The following is a 20,672-nucleotide window of genomic DNA, read 5'->3' as shown; positions in this document are numbered from 1 at the left end:
TATAAATATTTTTTGCAAAATTGTTACTTTATTAACAGGGTGACCCATTGCTTTTTCGTCCTTATTTTTGTAAATTTGCAGAAATTTGCAACCGTTTATGAAGCCAGATTCCCATACAAGTAACGACATTTCATTTAATGATTTTCAATCACAAATCCTTAAAGACTATGAAGTTGCAGTAACCAGTAGGGAATGTAGTCTCCTAGGAAGACGAGAGGTATTGTCTGGTAAAGCCAAATTCGGAATCTTTGGAGATGGTAAGGAACTTCCACAACTTGCCATGGCCCGTGCTTTTCAAGATGGAGATTTTAGAAGCGGTTATTATCGCGATCAAACCTTTATGATGGCTTTGGACCTTATGGGTCCTAAGGAATTTTTTCATGGGCTTTACGCTACCACTGATATAGAAAAAGAACCCATGAGTGCCGGGAGACAAATGGGAGGTCATTTTGTAACCCATAGCCTTAATGAGGATGGTACATGGAAAAACCTAACGAAACAGAAAAATAGCAGCGCTGATATTTCGTGTACTGCTGGTCAAATGCCACGTTTGTTGGGCTTGGCACAAGCATCCAAAATATATAGAAACCTTGACGGATTAGGCCAAACGAACTTCTCTGATAATGGAAACGAGGTTGCTTGGGGTACTATTGGAAACGCAAGTACTAGTGAAGGACATTTTTTCGAGACGCTTAATGCTGCCGGGGTTATGCAAGTGCCTATGGTCATGTGTGTTTGGGATGATGCGTATGGCATTTCAGTTCCTGCGGAATTTCATACGACTAAAGGTGATATCTCTGAGGTCTTAAAGGGCCTTCAACGAGATGAAGACAATGATGGTTACGAAATATTAAAAGTTAAGGGATGGGACTACACTGCTCTTATTCATGCCTTTGAGAATGCTTCGGATATTGCAAGGGAAAACCATATTCCGGTATTAATACACGTCACCGAACTTACGCAACCACAAGGACACTCCACATCAGGGTCTCATGAACGGTATAAATCTGAAGAGCGTTTAGAATGGGAGCGTGACAATGATTGTAACAAACGTTTTAGGGAATGGGTCATTGAAAATGGCATTTCAACGGAACAAGAACTAAAAAATCTTGAAAGAGAAATAAAACAGAAAGTTAGAGCGGCTAAAAAAGAGGCTTGGGCAGAGTTTTTAAAACCACATATAGATGCAAAAAAGCAGCTTGTAAGCCTCCTTGAAGGAGCGGCATCTAAAAGCCCGAACCGTACATTTATATCAAAAGTAAAAAATGACCTTATTGCCATTGAAGAGCCCTTAAAAAAGGATTTGGCATCAAAGGCAAGAACTGCACTACGATACCTATTGGGAGAGACAACTCAGGAAAAACAAGAACTACAAAAATGGATTGCGGCATTTTTAGATACCACATATCCAAAGTACAGTTCTCATCTCTACAGCGAACTCCCTACCAATGCTACAAAGCTTGAGTCTTTGGAACCTTTTTACGCAGATACTATAGAAGAGGTTGATGGAAGGGTAATCCTTAGGGATAATTTTGATGCACTTTTCGAAAAGTACCCAGAAGCTATGGTTTTTGGCGAGGATACGGGTAACATTGGTGATGTAAATCAAGGTTTGGAAGGGTTGCAGAAAAAGTATGGTTCCTTACGGATTTCTGATACAGGAATTAGGGAGACTACGATTATAGGTCAGGGAATTGGGCTTGCGCTACGAGGATTAAGACCCATTGCGGAAATTCAATATTTGGATTACATCCTCTATGGTTTACAAACCTTAAGTGATGATTTGGCTACGCTCTTGTACCGCACTGTTGGTAAGCAAAAGGCTCCACTAATTGTTAGAACTCGTGGACACAGGTTGGAAGGAATATGGCATTCAGGATCACCAATGGGTGGCTTAATACATCTACTTCGTGGAATGTATATTTTAGTCCCTAGAAATATGACTCAGGCAGCAGGGTTTTACAATACTTTAATGAAAAGTGATGAACCGGCACTGGTAATAGAAAGTTTAAATGGTTATCGCTTAAAAGAAAAAAAACCATCCAATTTAGGAGAGTTCTGTACACCTATTGGAGTGGTTGAAACCCTGAAAGAGGGCAAAGATATTACCTTGCTCTCCTATGGATCTACCCTAAGAATTGTAGAAAAAGTGGCTCATGAGCTGGTTGAAGTGGGTATCGATGCCGAGGTAATAGATGCGCAGTCCCTTTTACCTTTTGACTTAAAGCATGACCTGTTAAAAAGTCTAAAAAAGACCAACAGACTCTTGATTATAGATGAGGATGTCCCAGGTGGGTGCTCTGCATACTTAATGCAAGAAATTATAGAAAAACAAGGAGGGTATCAATATTTAGATAGTGCACCGCAAACACTTACCGCCAAGGCCCATCGCCCCGCGTATGCCTCAGATGGAGATTATTTTTCAAAACCCAATGCCGAGGATGTTTTCGAAAAAGTCTATGAAATTATGCGTGAAGCGGACCCTGGTTCATTTCCAAAATTGAGGTAGTTTCAGGCATCTTTTGAAATGAGAATCACTGTACAATCAATCTCACCGAAATTTCATTTTTGCAAACTATTGTTGCAATCATATAATACATTATTTATACTTTCACGAAAATAAAATTCCCCTTGAATGAAAAATAATATCTTAATCCATTTAGGTCTTGCCCTTTTAAGGATTGTTCCTGCTGCATTTATGCTAACCCATGGTTTACCCAAATTTCAGAAATTAATCAGTGGTAACACCGAATTTGTTAATCCACTTGGTATAGGACAAGCTCCAAGCTTATTTCTAACCGTAATTGGTGAGTTTATTTGCCCTATCCTATTAATCATTGGTTTTAAAACAAGGTGGGCTGCTATTCCTACTGTGATTACAATGCTGGTGGCTGGTTTGGTTTATCATGGTGCTGATCCTTTTGGTAAAAAGGAGCTCGCACTACTTTACGCCACCATTTTTATTGTAGTCTTTCTTTTAGGTCCCGGCAAATACAGCGTGGATAGAAAATAGTTTTCAAACAATCTCAGTAACAAGCTCTTTTAAAAGATCAGCTTGCGCTAAGTTATTTGCTCCTACCCCCTTACCCTTAAGGTCCAATTTTCGTAAGCTTGAAATAATCTTGCTCACCTTTTTCATTGGGTAATTTTTTGCAGCAACGGTATATTCATTTACAAAATACGGGTTAACCCCTAACACCTTTGCCACATTTCCAGGGGAATGGTCTTGGAGTCCATGATATTGAAGCAGTTGGGTGAAAAAAGTATTTAAAAGAGTAATAGTGACTACAAATGGGTTATCCTTTGGGTTTTGAGCAAAATAATCAACAATACGTGTAATCTTGCCAATATTCCTTTCGCCTATTGCCTTTTTTAGCTCAAAATTATTGAAGTCCTTACTAATACCGATATGCTCTTCAATTAAATCAGGTGTTATTTCAACAGATGACGGAATCACCAAAGTTAGTTTGTCGAGTTCGTTGCCAATTTTGCTTAAATCCGTACCCAAAAACTCTACTAATAGCATACAAGCTTTGGGCGATATTTTATATTTTTTCCCACTGAGCGTTCTTCGTATCCACTCAGAAACTTGATTTTCATATAGTTTCTTGCTTTCAAAAAGTTCGCCAGACTTTTGTATGGCCTTATACAACTTCTTACGCTTGTCAAGCTTCTTATACTTATAACAAATAACAAGGATGGTAGATGGCTGCGGATTTTCTACATAGGCGGTAAAGCTTTCTATATTTCTGGAAAGATGTTGCGCTTCTTTTACAATAACCACTTGATGTTCAGCCATCATTGGGAATCGCTTAGCGTTGGACACCACTTCATCAACGCTTGTTTCCTTACCATAGAGCACCATTTGGTTAAACCCCTTTTCATCCTCTGTCAAGATATTATCAGCAATATATTTTGAGATTTTATCGATGTAATAGGGCTCGTCCCCCATTAAAAAATATACTGGTTTCGGGTTTCCCTCATTTATACTAGCAACTATTTCCTTTATTCTATCCATTCAGAAAAAATCATCAAATTTGTCCAATGCAACCATTGAACTTTCCCAAATATTCCTTTAGAATCAAAAGTAGCGAAAATAGGCTCCATATTTTTGACGTAATCCGGAAAAAATTTGTGTTACTTCAGCCTGAAGAATGGGTACGCCAACATACTATCCATTTTCTATTGGAAACTAAAAAATACCCAAAAAGTCTTATCAATGTGGAGAAACAATTGGTGGTGAACCAGTTAAAAAAGCGCTATGACATCGTCGTCTTTAAACCCAATGGTAATATCCAAATTTTGGTGGAGTGCAAAGCACCTGATGTGAAGATTGCTCAAACTACCTTTGATCAGATTGCCCAATATAATTATCTTTTAAAATCCAATTATCTTATGGTTACCAATGGAATTGACCATTTTTACTGCGAAACCGACATTGAAAAGGAAAAATATCGGTTTTTGAAGGAAATTCCTGATTTTAGCCGTTAATTTGCTGCCGTTTTGAAAGTTGCCGTAGTCATACTCAATTGGAACGGAAAAGCGCTTCTAGAAAGATTTCTTCCCTCCGTTATTGCCCACTCAAGTGGAGCAAGTATACATCTTGTAGACAATGCTAGTGGAGATGACTCCATAGCATTTGTTAAAAATGCTTATCCGCAAATCAATATTGTTGAAAACAGTGAAAATGGTGGATTTGCCAAAGGGTACAATGATGGGTTAAAGCATATAGAGGCTGATGTGTTTTGTCTGTTGAACTCAGATGTTGAAGTAACACCTAATTGGTTAAACCCTATTCTAAACGCCTTTGACAGCTTACCAAATGCTGGAATCATCCAACCCAAAATTTTGGATTTAAAACGAAAAGAGTACTTTGAATATGCTGGTGCGGCAGGCGGTTTTATAGATAAATTAGGGTATCCTTTTTGTAGAGGGAGAATATTTCAAGTTCTCGAAAAAGACGAAGGCCAATACGATGATATCAAAGAGGTTTTTTGGGCAACAGGGGCATGTATGTTCATTAAAAGTGATGTTTTTAAATTGCTAAATGGGTTTGATGAGGACTATTTTGCCCATCAAGAAGAAATTGATCTTTGTTGGAGGGCCAAAAATGCCGGACACAAAGTATTTTATGTAGGGGAAAGTAAGGTGTATCATTTGGGAGGTTCCACTCTAGAAAACATGAATCCAAAAAAGACTTTCCTTAATTTTAGAAATTCGCTCTACTCCATTACCAAAAACTTACCAAGAAAAAAGGCGCTCTTCATCATTTTTATGCGATTGCTGTTGGATGGTATTGCGGCGCTCCGTTTTATTTTTCAGTTCAAGTTTAGTCATTGTATAGCTATTCTGCGCGCACATTTAAGTTTTTATGCTAACTTTAGAAAGCTTTACAAAAAAAGGGAAAAAGCTAATTTTATATTAAATTACTATTCAACAACATCCATTGTTTGGTCTCATTTCGTACATCAAGTAAAGAATTTTAACATTTTAGTAAAAGATTAACGATGCTTGAATATTCCAATTTCGCTTTTTACCTAATTTTGGCATTCAAATTTTAGCATTGATATCTAACAATTCATAATTTATAATCAGAACCATGAAAAAAGTTTTCCTAGGAACATTAGCAATGGCAGTTTTATTGTCATCTTGCGTATCACAAAAGAAATATGCTGAACTGGAAGCACAACAAAAAGAAACCCAGGATTTATTGAACTCGGCAACCGTTAAGCTCAACGATTGTTTAGAAGAAAAAGCATCTGCCACTTCCAAATTGCAAACGCTGGAAGATCAAAACGCATTTTTGAAGGCGAATAACCAAGAGTTGATCAACAACATGGGTAATTTGACTACGCTAACAACCAAAGGTGCTGAAAATCTTGAAAAATCATTGGAAAGTCTACAAGAGAAAGATTTAACCATCAGAAAGTTACAAGATGCGGTTACCAGAAGAGATTCTGTAAACCTTGCCTTAGTTCAAAGTTTAAAAGGAGTTCTTGGAAACTTGGATGATGAAGACATTGAAGTAAGTGTTGAGAAAGGTGTAGTCTTTGTTTCAATTTCTGATAAATTATTGTTCCGTAGTGGAAGCTATAATATTACCAATGCTGCCAAAAGTGTTTTAGGCAAAGTGGCCAAAGTGGTTAACAACAAGCCAGACTTTGAATTCTTGGTAGAAGGACATACAGATAATGTGCCCTACTCTAGTGGAGTACTGGTAGATAACTGGGATTTAAGTGCCAAAAGAGCAACGGCAATCGTAAGAACATTGCAAAATGAGTTTAATGTTGCTCCTGAGCGTATGACAGCAGCAGGAAGAAGTTTTTATGTACCATTGGCCTCTAATGATACGGCAGCAGAGCGTGCTAAAAACAGAAGAACGCGTATTGTTGTTCTTCCAAAAATTGATCAATTCTATAACATGATAGAAGAAGGAATGAAAGATCCTGCTATTGGTGGATCAGGAAACTAAGAAACCAATATATAAATATTGAAAAGCGGCCAATGGCCGCTTTTTTTTTATTAAAAAATATCCAGAGTGCCTTTTCCTTCCCTAACAACTTCTGGATATCCTTCGGATAAATTTATTACCGTAGATGCTATGTTTCCTCCATAGCCACCATCAACAACCACGTCAACAAGATTTTCCCACTTTTCGTAAATAAGTTCAGGGTCGGTAGTATATTCCAAGATGTCGTCTTCATCGTAGATTGATGTGGAAACGATGGGATTTCCCAGTTCAGTGACCAGAGCTTTAACAATTTCATTGTCGGGAACCCTAATCCCTACCGTTTTCTTCCTCTTAAAATCTTTTGGTAGGCTGTTGTTTCCAGGTAAAATAAATGTATAAGGACCAGGTAGGGCCCTTTTCAGAATCTTAAACGTGGTAGAATCTATTTGCCTAACAAAATCGGATAGATTGCTAAGATCAGCACATACAAAAGACCAGTTGGCTTTTTCCAGCTTTATGCCTTTAATACGAGCAATCCTTTGCAGCGCTTTTGAATTTGTTATATCACACCCTAGACCATATACCGTATCGGTAGGATAAATTATTAAACCACCTTTCCTAAGTATATTACCTATCCTTTCAACCTGTTTAGGGTTTGGGTTTTCTTCAAAAAGCTTTATAAACTCAGCCATTGATCTTCTTTGCCTAGATTTTACACAAAGTAACAAAGAATATGGTCAAAATTCTTTGACAACTATCTTTGATTAGTACTGAAATCCAATAAAAGCTCAAACTACCATCGGTTTTCCCAAACTGCTGATTCATCAAATGGGATAGGGCATCAATTCATTTCAATACTGATTTACTCAAAATAACAACCACTTTTACGCTACAAATTTTCATAGCCCCTTTTTTTGATTGATATATCATGATACCCAAACCAATATTCAAAATTTCCTTTTTGTGGATTATTGTCACTCTATTTGGTTGCACCAATAAAAAAGGAACAAATAAAGATGCACTTGAATATAGCTTCAACAATGGTAGAGACATTGTATACAGTTTAAATCAACTTTTTAATGAACAATCTGCTGATTCAGAAAATACGGTGTCGCTTGAAGCGGTAACGGCTCTAAATGATAAAGTTGTAAGCATCATTGAAAGTATAAACACTCCCAATCTTTTGGAAGAAGTAAGCGAACATTATTCTCGGAAGAAACCAAGCTTTTTGTTAGCTACTTCAGATGATGGGAGAATAGCGGTTTTTTCATGGCATTTACCCAAGGGCAATTTAAACCATACCATTAGAAACCAAGCATTATATAGCATTGATGGGAAAGTAACCCCCATTACTCTCTATGGAGAACCCCTTAACTTAACTGATATTTATACTTTAAAGACTGAAAAAGGAACTCCTATTTACATATTGGATGGTTGGGAAGAAGCTACAGAGCTTACTTACCGTAATAGAATTGATGCATATTCCATTTCAGATAATACAGCTAGTAAGGCTAACATATTTCCCAATCAGAAGTGTTCTTTAATTTCCGAATATTCTGTTTTGGGTCATCGAGCTCATATAAAGTCAAGCATAGAAAAAGATGGTTCTCTTATTTTAATTCCAGAAATTATGGGGTCAAAAATCGTATTCTCAGCATTGGAATTCGACGGAACTCAATATACCGATACCTATTTTAAAGAATCATTAAAGGCTATTCATATCGCAGACCAAGGTGACTTAGCGCAAATTCGTTATGACTAACCCCAGCTTAGTTGTTCAATATTTCTAGTTTGGCAAATCTGAGAAGCAATTTTTTAATGTCTCCTCTTTCAAACTGGATTTCAGCCTTTTTATCATTGCCAACACCTTCTATTTTAAGTACTTTTCCCTTACCAAATCGGGTGTGGTTGACTAAAGACCCTTCTTCTAGATTCGGGTCAATCGAATTTGTATTATTCGCTGGGGAGGATAGCTCTGGTTTTAACTTTCTTAATTTGCGAAGCTGATTTTCATTGGGCTTATGAACACTGGGTGGATTGCCATTTTTTGGTTTAATTTGACGCAATTTACTCTTATCAACATCACCAAAAATATCCGCATTGATCATAGGTTTGTACCGATAACCATCATTTACTGGAGTTAGGTTCTCTACATATTGATCATCGATCTCCTCTAAAAACCTACTAGGTTCTGCATCAATCAATTTCCCCCATCGGTATCTGTTTTGGGTATAGGTTAAAAAAGCTTGTTTTTCGGCTCGGGTCAATGCAACATAAAATAAACGGCGTTCCTCTTCCAATTCACTTCTAGTATTCATGCTCATGGCCGAAGGAAACAAATCTTCCTCCATTCCCACAATATATACATACGGAAACTCCAATCCTTTGGCCAAGTGAATCGTCATCAAAGCTACACGGTCATCGTCTCCTGTGTCCTTGTCCAAGTCAGTTGCCAAGGCAACATCTTCAAGAAACTCCGATATATTCCCAGTAGCATCAGCCAATTCTTTCTGCCCCTCGACAAAATCTTTAATACCATTTAGGAGTTCCTCGATGTTCTCCATTCTGCCAATACCTTCTGGAGTACCATCTTTCTTAAATTCTAAAAGCAGGCCAGTTTTTTTAGCTACATGTTCTGCAAGTGTGAAGGCATCAGCACCCTCATTCATGATTTGAAAGCTCTTTATCATGGTGACAAAGTCTTCCAATTTTCGCTTGGTTCCCGAGTTGATCTTTAGATCAAGCTTATCCAGATGCTCAATAACCTCAAAAATAGAACGGCCATAATGATTGGCTGCAACCACCAACTTATCAATGGTAGTCTGCCCTATTCCCCTAGCAGGAAAGTTGACAATTCTTTTTAGAGCTTCTTCATCCTTTGGATTAATAACCATACGCAAATAGGCCAATACATCCTTAATCTCCTTGCGTTGATAAAAAGAGAGCCCTCCATAAATTCGATATGGAATATCCCTTTTTCTCAGTGCATCTTCAATGGCTCTTGATTGGGAATTGGTACGGTATAAAACCGCAAATTCACCATTCCCCATTTGCTGCTGCATCCTATTTTCAAAAATAGACTCGGCTACATACCTGCCCTCTTCAGCATCCGTTATACTTCTGTGTATTTTAATCTTATTGCCTTCATCGTTCGAAGTCCAAACCACCTTTTCCAATTGGTCTTTGTTCTTTTCGATAATAGAATTGGCAGCATTCACAATATTTTTTGTGGATCGGTAATTCTGTTCTAATCGATACACAGCTACATCATCATAATCCCGTTGAAAATTAAGAATGTTACTGATATTGGCTCCCCTAAAGGAATAGATACTCTGTGCATCGTCACCAACAACACAGATGTTTTGGTAACGATCGGATAACGCTTTTACAATAAGATACTGCGAGTGGTTGGTGTCTTGGTACTCATCTACGAGTATATATCGAAACCGATCCTGATATTTCATTAAAACCTCAGGAAAACGGGTCAGCAATTCATTGGTACGCAATAAAAGGTCGTCAAAGTCCATAGCGCCGGCCTTAAAGCAACGATCCACATAGTTTTGGTAAATCTCCCCAAGCCTTGGTCGCTTGGCCATAGCATCTGCCTCTACGAGTTCTGGGTTTTGAAAATATGCTTTTACTGTAATCAAGCTGTTCTTATAAGAAGATATCCTATTCTGAATTTGCTTGTATTTATAAATATCCTTATCGAGGCCCATTTCTTTTATAATGGAAGCAATTAACCTTTGGGAGTCTTGGGTATCATAAATGGTGAAGTTGCTCGGATATCCAAGTTTGTCCCCATCAAAACGAAGTAATTTTGCAAAAACGGAATGAAACGTACCCATCCACAGATTTTTTGCCTCGGAATTTCCAACTATTGTGGCGATTCGCTTTTTCATCTCCCGAGCAGCCTTGTTGGTAAATGTTAGCGCTAGAATATTAAAGGAATCAACTCCTTGTTCCATCAAATGAGCAATTCTATAGGTCAAAACCCGTGTTTTTCCGGACCCTGCACCAGCAATAACCATTAAGGGACCATCTTTATGAAGTGTGGGGGCCCGTTGCGCATCATTTAATTCCTCTAAAAAAGTACTCAAACGCTCTATTGTTTTTAAAAGTAAACGTGAAATTAGCCAATAATGGTTTCATGCTAAAATCATCCTTTCAATACTTATAAACACAGCATTCATTTTAAATTGAATTTGATATATTTAGAAACTCAATTGTAATACATGAGGAATCTTTTTACTGCACTTTTGTTTTTTGTTTTTATTACTTATGGAAATGCTCAGGAGAAACAAGCTGGACCTGTTTTGGACAATTATGGAGAGGTCTGGTCAGTTACGAATCCTGATTTTAAAACCGATGTAAATGCAGAATTTAAAGTGGTTTTTGACATTATGACCAGTCCCGAATCACATACAGAAGTCAACAAGACCATTGAAACCGCTGCTCGTTTTTTAAATATGCACGCACAGAGTGGTGTTCCATTATCTCAACTTAAAGTGGCACTAGTAGTGCACAATAAGGCTTCTAAAGATATTATTCAAAATGAAGCTTATGAAACTAGATTTGGTGTCTCCAATCCAAACTACGACCTCGTTAAAGAACTCATGGATGCTGGCGTCGAAGTTATTCTATGTGGCCAATCTTCAAAATCGCGTAATTTTCCAAAAAAAGACCTCATTCCTGGTGCTAAAATATCGCTTTCGGCAATGACAGCCTTAATTCAGCTTCAGAATGATGGTTATCAACTCATAAAATTCTAACTCAAATACATGCATATGCACAAAATTTTAACGTTCGCATTCCTGATGACAGGTTTTTCCATTTGGGCACAAGGTCCCAACCTAGAAAAAGATTTTTCTGCGGTTGAAAACAAGGTTATTGAATGGAGACGAGACATTCATCAGAACCCCGAACTAAGCAATCGAGAATTTAAAACTGCTGAGAAGATTGCAAAACACCTAAAATCATTAGGAATTGAAGTTCAAACTGGAGTTGCGGTTACAGGTGTTGTTGGTTTACTTAAAGGAAATCAACCAGGAAAGGTTGTTGCACTTAGAGCCGATATTGATGCATTGCCTGTTACAGAACGCAATGATTTGCCATATAAGTCTGAAGTTAGGTCCGAATTTTTGGGCAAAAGTGTTGGGGTAATGCACGCTTGCGGCCATGATACCCACACTGCTATTTTAATGGGAGTTGCTGAGGTACTCTCTAAAAACAAGGACAAGATTAAAGGAACGGTGAAATTTATTTTTCAACCCGCAGAAGAAGGGCCACCACCCGGTGAAGAAGGCGGTGCATTATTAATGGTAAAAGAGGGGGTGCTTACCAATCCAAATGTTGATGCTATTTTCGGACTTCATATCAACTCCCAAACACCTGTAGGAACCGTGAAATATAAACCAGGGGGCAGCATGGCCTCTGCACAGCGGTTTGTTATCAATGTAAAAGGAAAGCAAACCCACGGTTCACAACCTTGGGGTGGTGTAGATCCCATTCTTATAAGCGCAAAAATTATTGATGGTCTGCAAACCATCATCAGTAGGGAAACCGAATTGATTAATGAAGCTGCAGTAATCTCCGTAGGGAAAATCACAAGTGGAGTGCGCTCCAACATTATTCCAGAAAGTGCTGAAATGATAGGGACCATACGAACTTTGGATTATGAGATGCAAAAGCATATTAACAAACGTATGGAAGAAATGGTTCCGGCCATTGCCAAAGTCTATGGAGGTGAAGCCACTATTGACATCCAAACCTCGACCGCTATCACGTACAATGATCTAGATTTAACTGCTCAGATGGCCCCTACCCTCAAGCGAGTGGCGGGAGATGAAAATGTGAGTATACACAAAGCAATCACAGGCGCCGAGGATTTCAGTTATTTTCAAGAGAAAGTCCCTGGTTTTTATTATTTCTTAGGTGGTATGACTCCAGGTAGTACGGAATCTTTTCCACATCATACGCCAGATTTTAAAATTGATGATAGTGGATTGCTGCTTGGTGTAAAAACGATGACACAACTGGCGCTAGACTATCTGAATCTGTAAAATGGAACCTTTGTTGGATTTTTTAGCAAGTATTCCATGGTGGACTTGGATTCTCGTATTTCTGATTCTAGTGGGTATACGGGATATCTTTTTTCAACGCGCCCATACCATCAGTCATAATTTTCCAATAGTAGGCCATCTTAGGTATTGGCTGGAAAGTATTGGCCCAGAAATGCGTCAGTATTTTGTTGCCAATAACAGAGAAGAGCTTCCTTTCAACAGGATTGAGAGGGGTTGGATTTATGCTTCGGCTAAAAAAGAAAACAATTACGAGGGCTTTGGAACAGATAGGGACATTTATGCCCATCAGCATATTTTTGTAAAAAATGCAATGATTGGATATGAAACCCCTAAAAACCATCCAAACCTAGAAAACCCATATTTTTTACCATGTGCCAAGGTGATTGGTGCCTATAACCAGCGAAAAAAGCCATATAGACCCGCCTCCGTAATAAATATTTCCGCAATGAGCTTTGGCTCATTATCGGCTGCTGCGGTAGAAGCTATGAACAAAGGCGCTAAAAAGTGTCAGGCATACCATAATACTGGCGAGGGGGGATTATCACCATACCACAAACAAGGTGGCGATGTTATATTTCATTTTGGAACAGGTTATTTTGGAGTTCGATCTAGGGAGGGTAATTTCTCTATGGAAAAAATGAAAATTTTGGTGGATGAAAATCCGAACATTAAAGCCATAGAAATAAAATTGTCTCAAGGTGCCAAACCAGGAAAAGGCGGTGTGCTCCCTGGGGCTAAAATCACTTCGGAAATTGCTAAAATTCGAGGTGTTGAAGTGGGTAAAGATGTACTTTCCCCGGCAACGCATAAAGCCTTTAGCTCAATTCCTGAATTATTGGAACTTATTGAATCCATTGCAAAAGAGACTGGACTTCCCGTGGGTATTAAAGCTGCCATTGGCAAATTGGGCCAATGGGAAGAACTTGCAGATTTAATGAAAAAATCAGGAAAAGGTCCTGATTTTATTACCGTTGATGGCGGTGAAGGAGGAACCGGTGCAGCACCTCCAAGTTTTGCAGACCATGTTTCCCTGCCTTGGGTTTATGGATTCTCTTCAGTGTATAAAATATTTAAGGATCGGGGTATATGCGACCGTATTGTTTTTATTGGCAGTGGTAAGCTTGGATTTCCTGCTAAGGCAGCCATGGCTTTTGCTATGGGAATAGACTGTATTAATGTTGCACGCGAAGCTATGATGAGCATCGGTTGTATTCAGGCCCAAGTGTGTCACACCAATAGATGCCCAGCTGGAGTGGCCACACAGAGCAAGTGGTTGCAAAATGGTATCAACGTTCCTTTGAAATCTGACCGATTGGCGCAATATTTCAAGACGTTTAGAAAGGAATTTTTGGAAATAACGCATGCAGCTGGGTATGAACATCCTAGTCAATTCACCATGAATGATGTTCAAGTGAATGTAGATGATGACTACCTAAGTAGTGATTTAGAAGCTGTATACGGCTACCAAAAAACAGAGGTGCCGTTTACCAATATGCAAGAACTTTATGATTGCAATTATCTTGGTGGAAAGGTGATTTCGGAAAAAACATTATAATTTAGGCCTACTATAACAACAAAACCATAAATACCGAATCTATGAAAAGACATTTACCTATTTTATTGGCATTATTCTTTACCGCTGCAGGACTTTCGCAAAAAAAGAGCGAGCTTTTTGCTGAGATAGAGAATTTAAAAACTGAAAAACGAGATATTGAACAGCAATTGGCAGAAGCCAAAAGAAAAATTTCCTCCAGCTCTGGTAAAGCGGAAACCTTGGAAGTCGAAAATATAGCACTTAGGGATGCCAACGCTACACTATTAAAAAATCTAAGTAGTTTTTCAGAGCTTTCAAAAAAGAGCAGTGAAAATGTTAACGCCACCCTAGCTGCTTTGGACCGAAAAGAAAGACAACTTAGCCGTATTAATCAAATGATATCAGCAAACGATTCCAATACAGTTGCTTTGCTCAGAAGGGTAAAGCAAACTATGGGAAGTGAAGCAAAAGCTGATTTTGTGGACGGAAGCATTGTAATTTCTAACAGTTTAAACACCCTATTTGGTTCGGATACTGGTAACGATTTAACAGATGAAGGCAGGGGTTGGTTAGAAAAGGTAGCTGCGGTTATCAAGGCCAATACCGCATTGAGTGCTGAGGTTGAAGGCCTGAATATCACTGGAGAATTTGGAGTAACTTTTGATCAGGCAACAACAATTTCCAAAGAACTAGCGAGCACATATCAAGTTCCTGTTGAAAATATTGGTGTTTCGGTAAAAGATGGAAACTTTAAAGAGGGCATCAATATTAAATTGCAGCCTAATTACCGTGAGTTTTATGACAAAGTGAAAGAGAGTGTCAAAACTGCTCAATAAACATGTGTTTGGTTTTTGATTAATCATGTCATACTTTTTAAAGCATTATGGCGTTCTAGTTTTTATAAAATCAAAAAAACCAACTATCGCATGACTGGAGATCAAATCTTTCAACTTTTTGCTTATTTATTACCTGCAGTTGTAACAGGAGCCGTAGCTTTTTATTTTTTTAGATTGCATACCCGAAATGAGGATGGACGAAGACGCTTTTTGTTGCACAAAGATTCCCAAAAAGACACCCTTCCAATTCGATTGCAGGCCTATGAACGAATGGTCCTTTTTCTGGAACGTATCGCCATCAATAGTTTGGTAGTGCGCGTTGCACCAAAAGGAAAAAACAAGATTGATTACGAAAATCTACTGATAAAACAGGTTGAAACAGAATTTGAGCATAACCTTTCCCAGCAGATTTATATGTCTGAAGAATGTTGGAATATTATAAAGGCGGCGAAAAATGCTACCATTCAAATTATACGTTCTGCCGGTATGAGCGAGACAGACTCTCCAGATAAACTCCGTGAAGATATTTTGAACCAAACCATGGAAAAACAATCCCCATCTACCACTGCACTGAGTTTTGTGAAGAATGAGGTGGGAGAACTATGGTAACACACCTTACTCTTGGTGATCAGGATCTATAGGACTGGTCTCTTCGTTTTTATTCTTTGCATATAAGTAACCCCTTTTCCACCATAAGGTCATTCGCTCCTTATTAAAAATCAAGGAATTTGTAGTAAGCACCGTTGGGGTATAGTAAAAGTTAATAATCGCATCTTTTTGATTGGCAACCAACTTTCCAATTCTGATATTCTGGTTCTCAATACGATCTAGCATAAAGCTAAAAATGGTGGTCATCAATTCAAACGGATTTCTTACGGGCATACGATTTAAGTAATTAACCTCGGTATGCAATACCACCACATCCACTTCCGTAGCGCCACGTTTTATAGCTTCTTCTACGGGCACAAGACTGCCAAGCCCTCCATCAGCATATTCACAACCCTCTCGTTTGGCCAAGCTCATAAAAGGTGCATAGTTGGATGAAATCCATATCCAATCACAAAACTCATCATAGGTACAATCGTTAATGGATTTATACTCTACTTGATTCAAGGACAGGTTGGAAACTGTAACCACGACATCCGTTGTGCTTTTCTTTAACTCATTAAACTCTTTTACCGTAATGGATTCCCGTATCAGGTGTCTTAGGTTTTCACTCTCTCCAAAAGTTTTTTTTCCGCGGATAAAGTTTTTGACCACGTTCCAATGATTTATGGCAATCATCTCGATACCATGCTTCTTTTTAATTACAAAAGGGCAACTATTAAAAATGCTCTTTTGGTTTACCGAAGAATAGATTTGCTTGATTTTATCCAGTTTGTTCAATGCCAAATGGGATATCAACAAACTCCCGGTGGAAGTGCCCACAAACAAGTCATATTTATGATTGGCTTCCTGAATTAGGAATTGCGCCACACCACCTGCAAAAGCACCTTTACTACCACCACCAGAAATAACCAATGCTCTCATTTGCCTAATGCTTTGTCTAAATATTGTTGTTGTTCTTGCTTTAGTGTTGGGTATATAGCTTTAAGTCGGGCTATACTTCCTTCTCCTTTCAAAAATTCCTTTAAAATCTTTCTTGAAGATTTTTTAAAATGCCATACATGATGATTGCAAGCTTTAAGCAAGTTTTTTAGGGTTTCATCACTAAAAGCACCTATATTTTTTAAATATTGGAAAGCCAGTAATCGGACTTCAAAGTGATATTCAGAACCAGTGTACCCACTAAGTTCCTCAAAATATTTGGGCTTTAAATTTGAATGGTATTCCGGGCTTACCAATGCCAATGTGAGCCATAACAAACGCACATTTTTATTTGGAAGTCCAATAATATTGGAGGTCTTATCCAAGTACAATTTTTGATTTTCTGGAAAGTCGGTCCAAAGTCTATAAAGAATGGCCTCTATAGTTTTATAACTTTTATCCATTAAAAGCACTTCAAAATCACCTTTTAATTCTTTAGATATCTTTGTTAATGAGATTACTAATCCTTGCCTTACTTTAACATTCTCAGTATTCAATATTTCTTTGATAAATTCAGGAGACAATTGGTTTCCATAATCCAAAAGCAATTGATGCTTGAGTTGCTCAGAATTGAACGAATCCCACTCCTTTTTTAAAATGGTTTCAACCTGGCTTTTTTGTGTGCCTATCTTATTTTTGATATCAAAATATATGTATATATACATGTTCTTATCTGAGAGAAACTTTTTTGCATCCTCAAACGGAAACTCAGATTCTTGCAACCAGCTTTCCTCAAAATCTGTAAGTTTCATTCCCGATGCTTTTTCCATTTCCCACATAAAGTCGGCAATGGTCACATTCTGATAAGCATATTTATCTAGATAATGCTGGATGCCCGTTTTAAAATTGGACTCCCCTACTCGTTCCTTGAGCATTACCAATGCCCAAGCTCCTTTTTCGTAAAAAGTAAGACTACCAGCACTTGAATTGGTCAACGCCTCGCCATTTCCATCTCCCGAAAAATTATTTAATGCCCTTGCGGTCTCCAACAAGCGCCAATAAAAATAGTCTTCTCCAAAGATGTCTTTTTCTGCTAAGTAGGCATAGTAAGTAGCAAACCCTTCATGTAACCAATGATGTTCCCCGCTTTGTTCTGTTACCAGATTGCCAAACCATTGGTGTGCCATTTCATGGGCATTCACATTCACATAGTTTTTATCCAAAAAAGCAATGGAGTCCACCATAAAGGTGTTCGAAAAAATAGTAGCTCCCGTGTTTTCCATTCCTGCATACAGAAAATCTTGAACGGGAATCTGCTTGTAATTTTGCCAGGGATAGGGTATACCAATCTCTTTTTCCAAAAAATCAAAGATTCTCTGGCTATAACGATAGGTAGGCTCTACTTTTAAACTGTCTTTGGGTTCATAGTACAACTCTATTGGAATCTTTGAAGTAGAAGTGATGTTCTCTTTTTTGAAATTGCCGATAGCAAAGGCAACCAAATAGCTACTCATTGGTTTTTGACTATCAAACTTCCAGATGCTTTCGTTTCTATCTACTAGAGCACCATTTGCAAACACTTCGTATTCTTTATTAAATGAAATAGATAAATCAAATTCCACCTTTTCAGTCATATCATCAAAACTGGGAAGCCAATGACTGGTATATTTTCCCTGACCTTGCGTCCAGATTTGGTTATTGAAAGGATTGTCATCTTCCCATCCCAAAAAATAGACAGTTTGCTTTGGTTTGGTTTGATAGCTCAAATCCAGAAAATGTGTGTCTCCCTTCTTTAATTTTTTTCTGATAGAAACTGTTTTTCCATCATTTGTGTATTTTACCTTCTCAGCACCTAACAAAACCGATGAAAAATCAATATTGACCGCGTCCAAAAAAACAGAATCTACATCTTTTAGCACCTGAAATTCATATTGAACCCTGCCGTTAATCTGTTTTTCTTCCGGAATGGGTTCAACAAAAACTTCGGCTCTTATAAAATCAACCTTATCTTGAATTTGCGAAGCAAGGATTTGCGCAAAAAGGAAAAAAATAGCGATGGGGCTCAGCTTCATGATTTGTAAATAACAAAAGTCAATCCAAATTACATATTTTAGTTTGATGAATCCCAATTTTCTACAAACACCTATTCCGTATCTAAAAGGCGTTGGTCCCAATCGGGCCGAAACCTTGCAATCTGAATTGGGGATACAGACCTATCAAGATCTACTGCATTTATTTCCAAATCGCTATTTGGATAAAACCAGTTACTATAAAATCAACCAATTACAGCAAAGCGGAGCGGACGTACAGGTCATTGGTAAAATTGTGCATCTTAAAACTGTTGAGCAAAAACGCGGAAAACGTTTGGTAGCCAGTTTTGTGGATGAAACTGGGCAAATGGAATTGGTTTGGTTTCGGGGGCATAAATGGATAAGGGAACATCTAAAACTCAATGAGCCTTATGTGGTATTTGGCAAGACTACACGTTATGGTAGCACTTTTTCCATGCCACATCCAGAAATGGAATTGTTATCGGAGCATCAACAAGGTTTAAAAATTGCCATGCAACCTATTTATCCTTCAACCGAAAAACTTAGCAATAAGGGTATTACTAATAGGGTCATTGCCAAAATGATGCAACAACTATTTTTAGAATGCAAAGGGCAATTTCCAGAATCCTTGTCAAGTGGAATTTTGGATGAGCTCAAACTAATCTCAAAAAGTGAAGCGCTTTTTAATATTCACTTTCCAAAAAATCAGGAATTATTGGCCAAGGCACAGTTTCGGCTTAAATTTGAAGAGCTTTTTTATGTGCAATTACAACTTATTTCCAAAAAGCTATTGCGAAAGCAAAAAATAAAGGGAATGCCCTTTGATAAGGTGGGTGAAAATTTCAATTCCTTTTTTAAAAATCACCTTCCTTTTGAGCTTACCAATGCCCAAAAACGAGTCATAAAAGAAATCAGGAATGATATGGGCAGCAATGCTCAAATGAATCGACTACTTCAAGGGGATGTTGGTTCTGGAAAAACCATCGTTGCCTTAATGTGTATGCTTTTGGCCATTGATAATGGGTTTCAAACATGCTTAATGGCTCCTACGGAGATTTTGGCCAATCAGCATTACAATGGGTTAAAAGAATTGATTGGGGATATGGGCATTACCATTTCTTTGCTTACAGGTTCCACAAAAAAATCGGTGCGTACTATTATTCATGAGCAATTGGAAAATGGCGAGTTGAATATTTTGGTAGGCACCCATGCCGTTCTGGAAGATAAGGTTCAATTTAAGAATCTTGGGCTGGCCATCATTGACGAGCAGCATCGGTTTGGCGTAGCCCAACGTTCCAAATTATGGCATAAAAATGAGATTCCTCCCCATATCTTAGTGATGACAGCCACCCCAATCCCAAGAACTTTGGCAATGAGCTTGTATGGAGATTTAGATATTTCTGTGATTGATGAATTACCCCCTGGGCGCAAGCCCATAAAAACAGTGCATAGATTTGATAGCAATCGATTAAAGGTATTTCGATTTATTAAAGATGAAATAAAAAAAGGACGGCAAATTTACATCGTCTACCCTTTGATTCAAGAATCAGAGGCATTGGACTATAAAGATTTAATGGATGGATACGAAAGTATTGCCCGTGATTTTCCATTACCGGAATATCAAATATCCATTGTACATGGCAAAATGAAACCCGCTGACAAGGATTATGAAATGGAACGTTTTGTAAAGGGTGAAACCCATATTATGGTAGCTACAACAGTTATTGAGGTTGGCGTTAACGTTCCTAATGCCTCCGTAATGATCATTGAAAGCGCGGAGCGTTTTGGTCTTTCCCAAATGCACCAATTAAGGGGACGTGTGGGCAGAGGTGCCGAGCAGAGCTTTTGTATTCTTATGACCAGCCATAAATTATCCGAAGATGGTAAAACCCGATTAGAAACGATGGTACGCACCAATGATGGTTTTGAAATTGCTGAGGTTGATTTAAAATTGCGAGGCCCGGGAGATTTAATGGGTACCCAACAAAGTGGGCTGCTCAATCTTAAAATTGCAGATATCGTTAAGGATAACCAGATTCTTAAAACAGCTAGATATCATGCTATTCAACTATTGAAAACCGACCCAAGATTAGAAAAAGCAGAAAATGCGTTGATTCGCTACGCGTTCACTAAAATGATGCAGCAGAAAACAATCTGGAATTATATAAGCTAAGATGCCCGGCTCTCGCC

General features: G+C 38.2%; 17 protein-coding genes. 12 read left to right on the top strand and 5 right to left on the bottom strand.

Annotated elements, in window-relative coordinates:
- The first annotated feature begins 97 nt into the window (after positions 1-97).
- Positions 98-2,509, top strand: a complete 2,412-nt coding sequence (locus FVB32_RS13535) for an alpha-ketoacid dehydrogenase subunit alpha/beta (protein ID WP_147744329.1) — start codon at positions 98-100, stop codon at positions 2,507-2,509.
- Positions 2,510-2,635: 126 nt separating this feature from the next.
- Positions 2,636-3,013: a DoxX family protein gene (locus FVB32_RS13530; protein WP_147744328.1), complete on the top strand. Its 378-nt coding sequence runs from the start codon at positions 2,636-2,638 to the stop codon at positions 3,011-3,013.
- 3 nt (positions 3,014-3,016) lie between these two features.
- Here FVB32_RS13530 and holA read toward each other — a convergent pair whose 3' ends face one another.
- Positions 3,017-4,018, bottom strand: coding sequence for a DNA polymerase III subunit delta (gene holA / locus FVB32_RS13525; protein WP_147744327.1), 1,002 nt, complete (start codon positions 4,016-4,018; stop codon positions 3,017-3,019).
- Positions 4,019-4,044: 26 nt separating this feature from the next.
- On the opposite strand from holA, the gene FVB32_RS13520 reads away from it, so the two are divergent.
- The 3 genes from FVB32_RS13520 (at position 4,045) to FVB32_RS13510 (ending at position 6,472) form a co-directional block, all read left to right on the top strand.
- Complete coding sequence (locus FVB32_RS13520) at positions 4,045-4,491, top strand: type I restriction enzyme HsdR N-terminal domain-containing protein (RefSeq protein ID WP_147744326.1); 447 nt, start codon at positions 4,045-4,047, stop codon at positions 4,489-4,491.
- Positions 4,492-4,503: 12 nt separating this feature from the next.
- On the top strand, positions 4,504-5,505 hold the full coding sequence (locus tag FVB32_RS13515; protein ID WP_147744325.1) for a glycosyltransferase family 2 protein: 1,002 nt from the start codon (positions 4,504-4,506) through the stop codon (positions 5,503-5,505).
- 94 nt (positions 5,506-5,599) lie between these two features.
- On the top strand, positions 5,600-6,472 hold the full coding sequence (locus tag FVB32_RS13510; RefSeq protein ID WP_147744324.1) for an OmpA family protein: 873 nt from the start codon (positions 5,600-5,602) through the stop codon (positions 6,470-6,472).
- A gap of 50 nt (positions 6,473-6,522) precedes the next feature.
- On the opposite strand, the gene FVB32_RS13505 is transcribed toward FVB32_RS13510, so the two are convergent.
- The gene (locus tag FVB32_RS13505) at positions 6,523-7,143 is read right to left on the bottom strand and encodes an L-threonylcarbamoyladenylate synthase (protein WP_147744323.1); all 621 of its coding nucleotides are present in this window, start codon (positions 7,141-7,143) and stop codon (positions 6,523-6,525) included.
- 236 nt (positions 7,144-7,379) lie between these two features.
- Between FVB32_RS13505 and FVB32_RS13500 the strand changes: the two genes are divergently transcribed.
- Complete coding sequence (locus FVB32_RS13500; protein WP_147744322.1) at positions 7,380-8,213, top strand: hypothetical protein; 834 nt, start codon at positions 7,380-7,382, stop codon at positions 8,211-8,213.
- Between the two features lie 7 nt (positions 8,214-8,220).
- Here FVB32_RS13500 and FVB32_RS13495 read toward each other — a convergent pair whose 3' ends face one another.
- Positions 8,221-10,551 carry an ATP-dependent helicase gene (locus FVB32_RS13495; RefSeq protein ID WP_147744321.1) on the bottom strand — a complete coding sequence of 777 codons (2,331 nt, stop codon included), beginning with the start codon at positions 10,549-10,551 and terminating at the stop codon, positions 8,221-8,223.
- A 135-nt stretch (positions 10,552-10,686) separates the two neighbouring features.
- On the opposite strand from FVB32_RS13495, the gene FVB32_RS13490 reads away from it, so the two are divergent.
- The 5 genes from FVB32_RS13490 (at position 10,687) to FVB32_RS13470 (ending at position 15,513) form a co-directional block, all read left to right on the top strand.
- Positions 10,687-11,223 carry a DsrE family protein gene (locus FVB32_RS13490; RefSeq protein ID WP_147744320.1) on the top strand — a complete coding sequence of 179 codons (537 nt, stop codon included), beginning with the start codon at positions 10,687-10,689 and terminating at the stop codon, positions 11,221-11,223.
- Positions 11,224-11,238: 15 nt separating this feature from the next.
- Complete coding sequence (locus FVB32_RS13485; RefSeq protein WP_147744319.1) at positions 11,239-12,513, top strand: amidohydrolase; 1,275 nt, start codon at positions 11,239-11,241, stop codon at positions 12,511-12,513.
- 1 nt (position 12,514) lies between these two features.
- Positions 12,515-14,089 carry an FMN-binding glutamate synthase family protein gene (locus FVB32_RS13480; RefSeq protein ID WP_147744318.1) on the top strand — a complete coding sequence of 525 codons (1,575 nt, stop codon included), beginning with the start codon at positions 12,515-12,517 and terminating at the stop codon, positions 14,087-14,089.
- A 41-nt stretch (positions 14,090-14,130) separates the two neighbouring features.
- Entirely contained in the window at positions 14,131-14,904 is a 774-nt protein-coding gene (locus tag FVB32_RS13475; protein WP_147744317.1) for a hypothetical protein, read from the top strand.
- A 90-nt stretch (positions 14,905-14,994) separates the two neighbouring features.
- Positions 14,995-15,513: a DUF7935 family protein gene (locus tag FVB32_RS13470; protein WP_147744316.1), complete on the top strand. Its 519-nt coding sequence runs from the start codon at positions 14,995-14,997 to the stop codon at positions 15,511-15,513.
- Positions 15,514-15,519: 6 nt separating this feature from the next.
- Here the strand turns inward: FVB32_RS13470 and FVB32_RS13465 are convergent, their stop codons facing one another.
- On the bottom strand, positions 15,520-16,434 hold the full coding sequence (locus FVB32_RS13465) for a patatin-like phospholipase family protein (protein WP_147744315.1): 915 nt from the start codon (positions 16,432-16,434) through the stop codon (positions 15,520-15,522).
- Positions 16,431-18,503: a M1 family metallopeptidase gene (locus tag FVB32_RS13460; RefSeq protein WP_147744314.1), complete on the bottom strand. Its 2,073-nt coding sequence runs from the start codon at positions 18,501-18,503 to the stop codon at positions 16,431-16,433. Before FVB32_RS13460 ends, FVB32_RS13465 begins: the two co-directional genes overlap by 4 nt.
- Positions 18,504-18,549: 46 nt before the next feature.
- Here FVB32_RS13460 and recG point away from each other — a divergent pair, with 46 nt between their 5' ends.
- Positions 18,550-20,655, top strand: a complete 2,106-nt coding sequence (gene recG / locus FVB32_RS13455; protein WP_147744313.1) for an ATP-dependent DNA helicase RecG — start codon at positions 18,550-18,552, stop codon at positions 20,653-20,655.
- The last annotated feature ends 17 nt before the right edge of the window (positions 20,656-20,672 follow it).

Origin of the sequence: Flagellimonas hymeniacidonis, from assembly GCF_008040165.1 — a bacterium.
Lineage (GTDB): Bacteria > Bacteroidota > Bacteroidia > Flavobacteriales > Flavobacteriaceae > Flagellimonas > Flagellimonas hymeniacidonis.
Note: the sequence above shows the minus strand (reverse complement) of the source record. Positions and strands in the feature narration are given on the sequence as shown.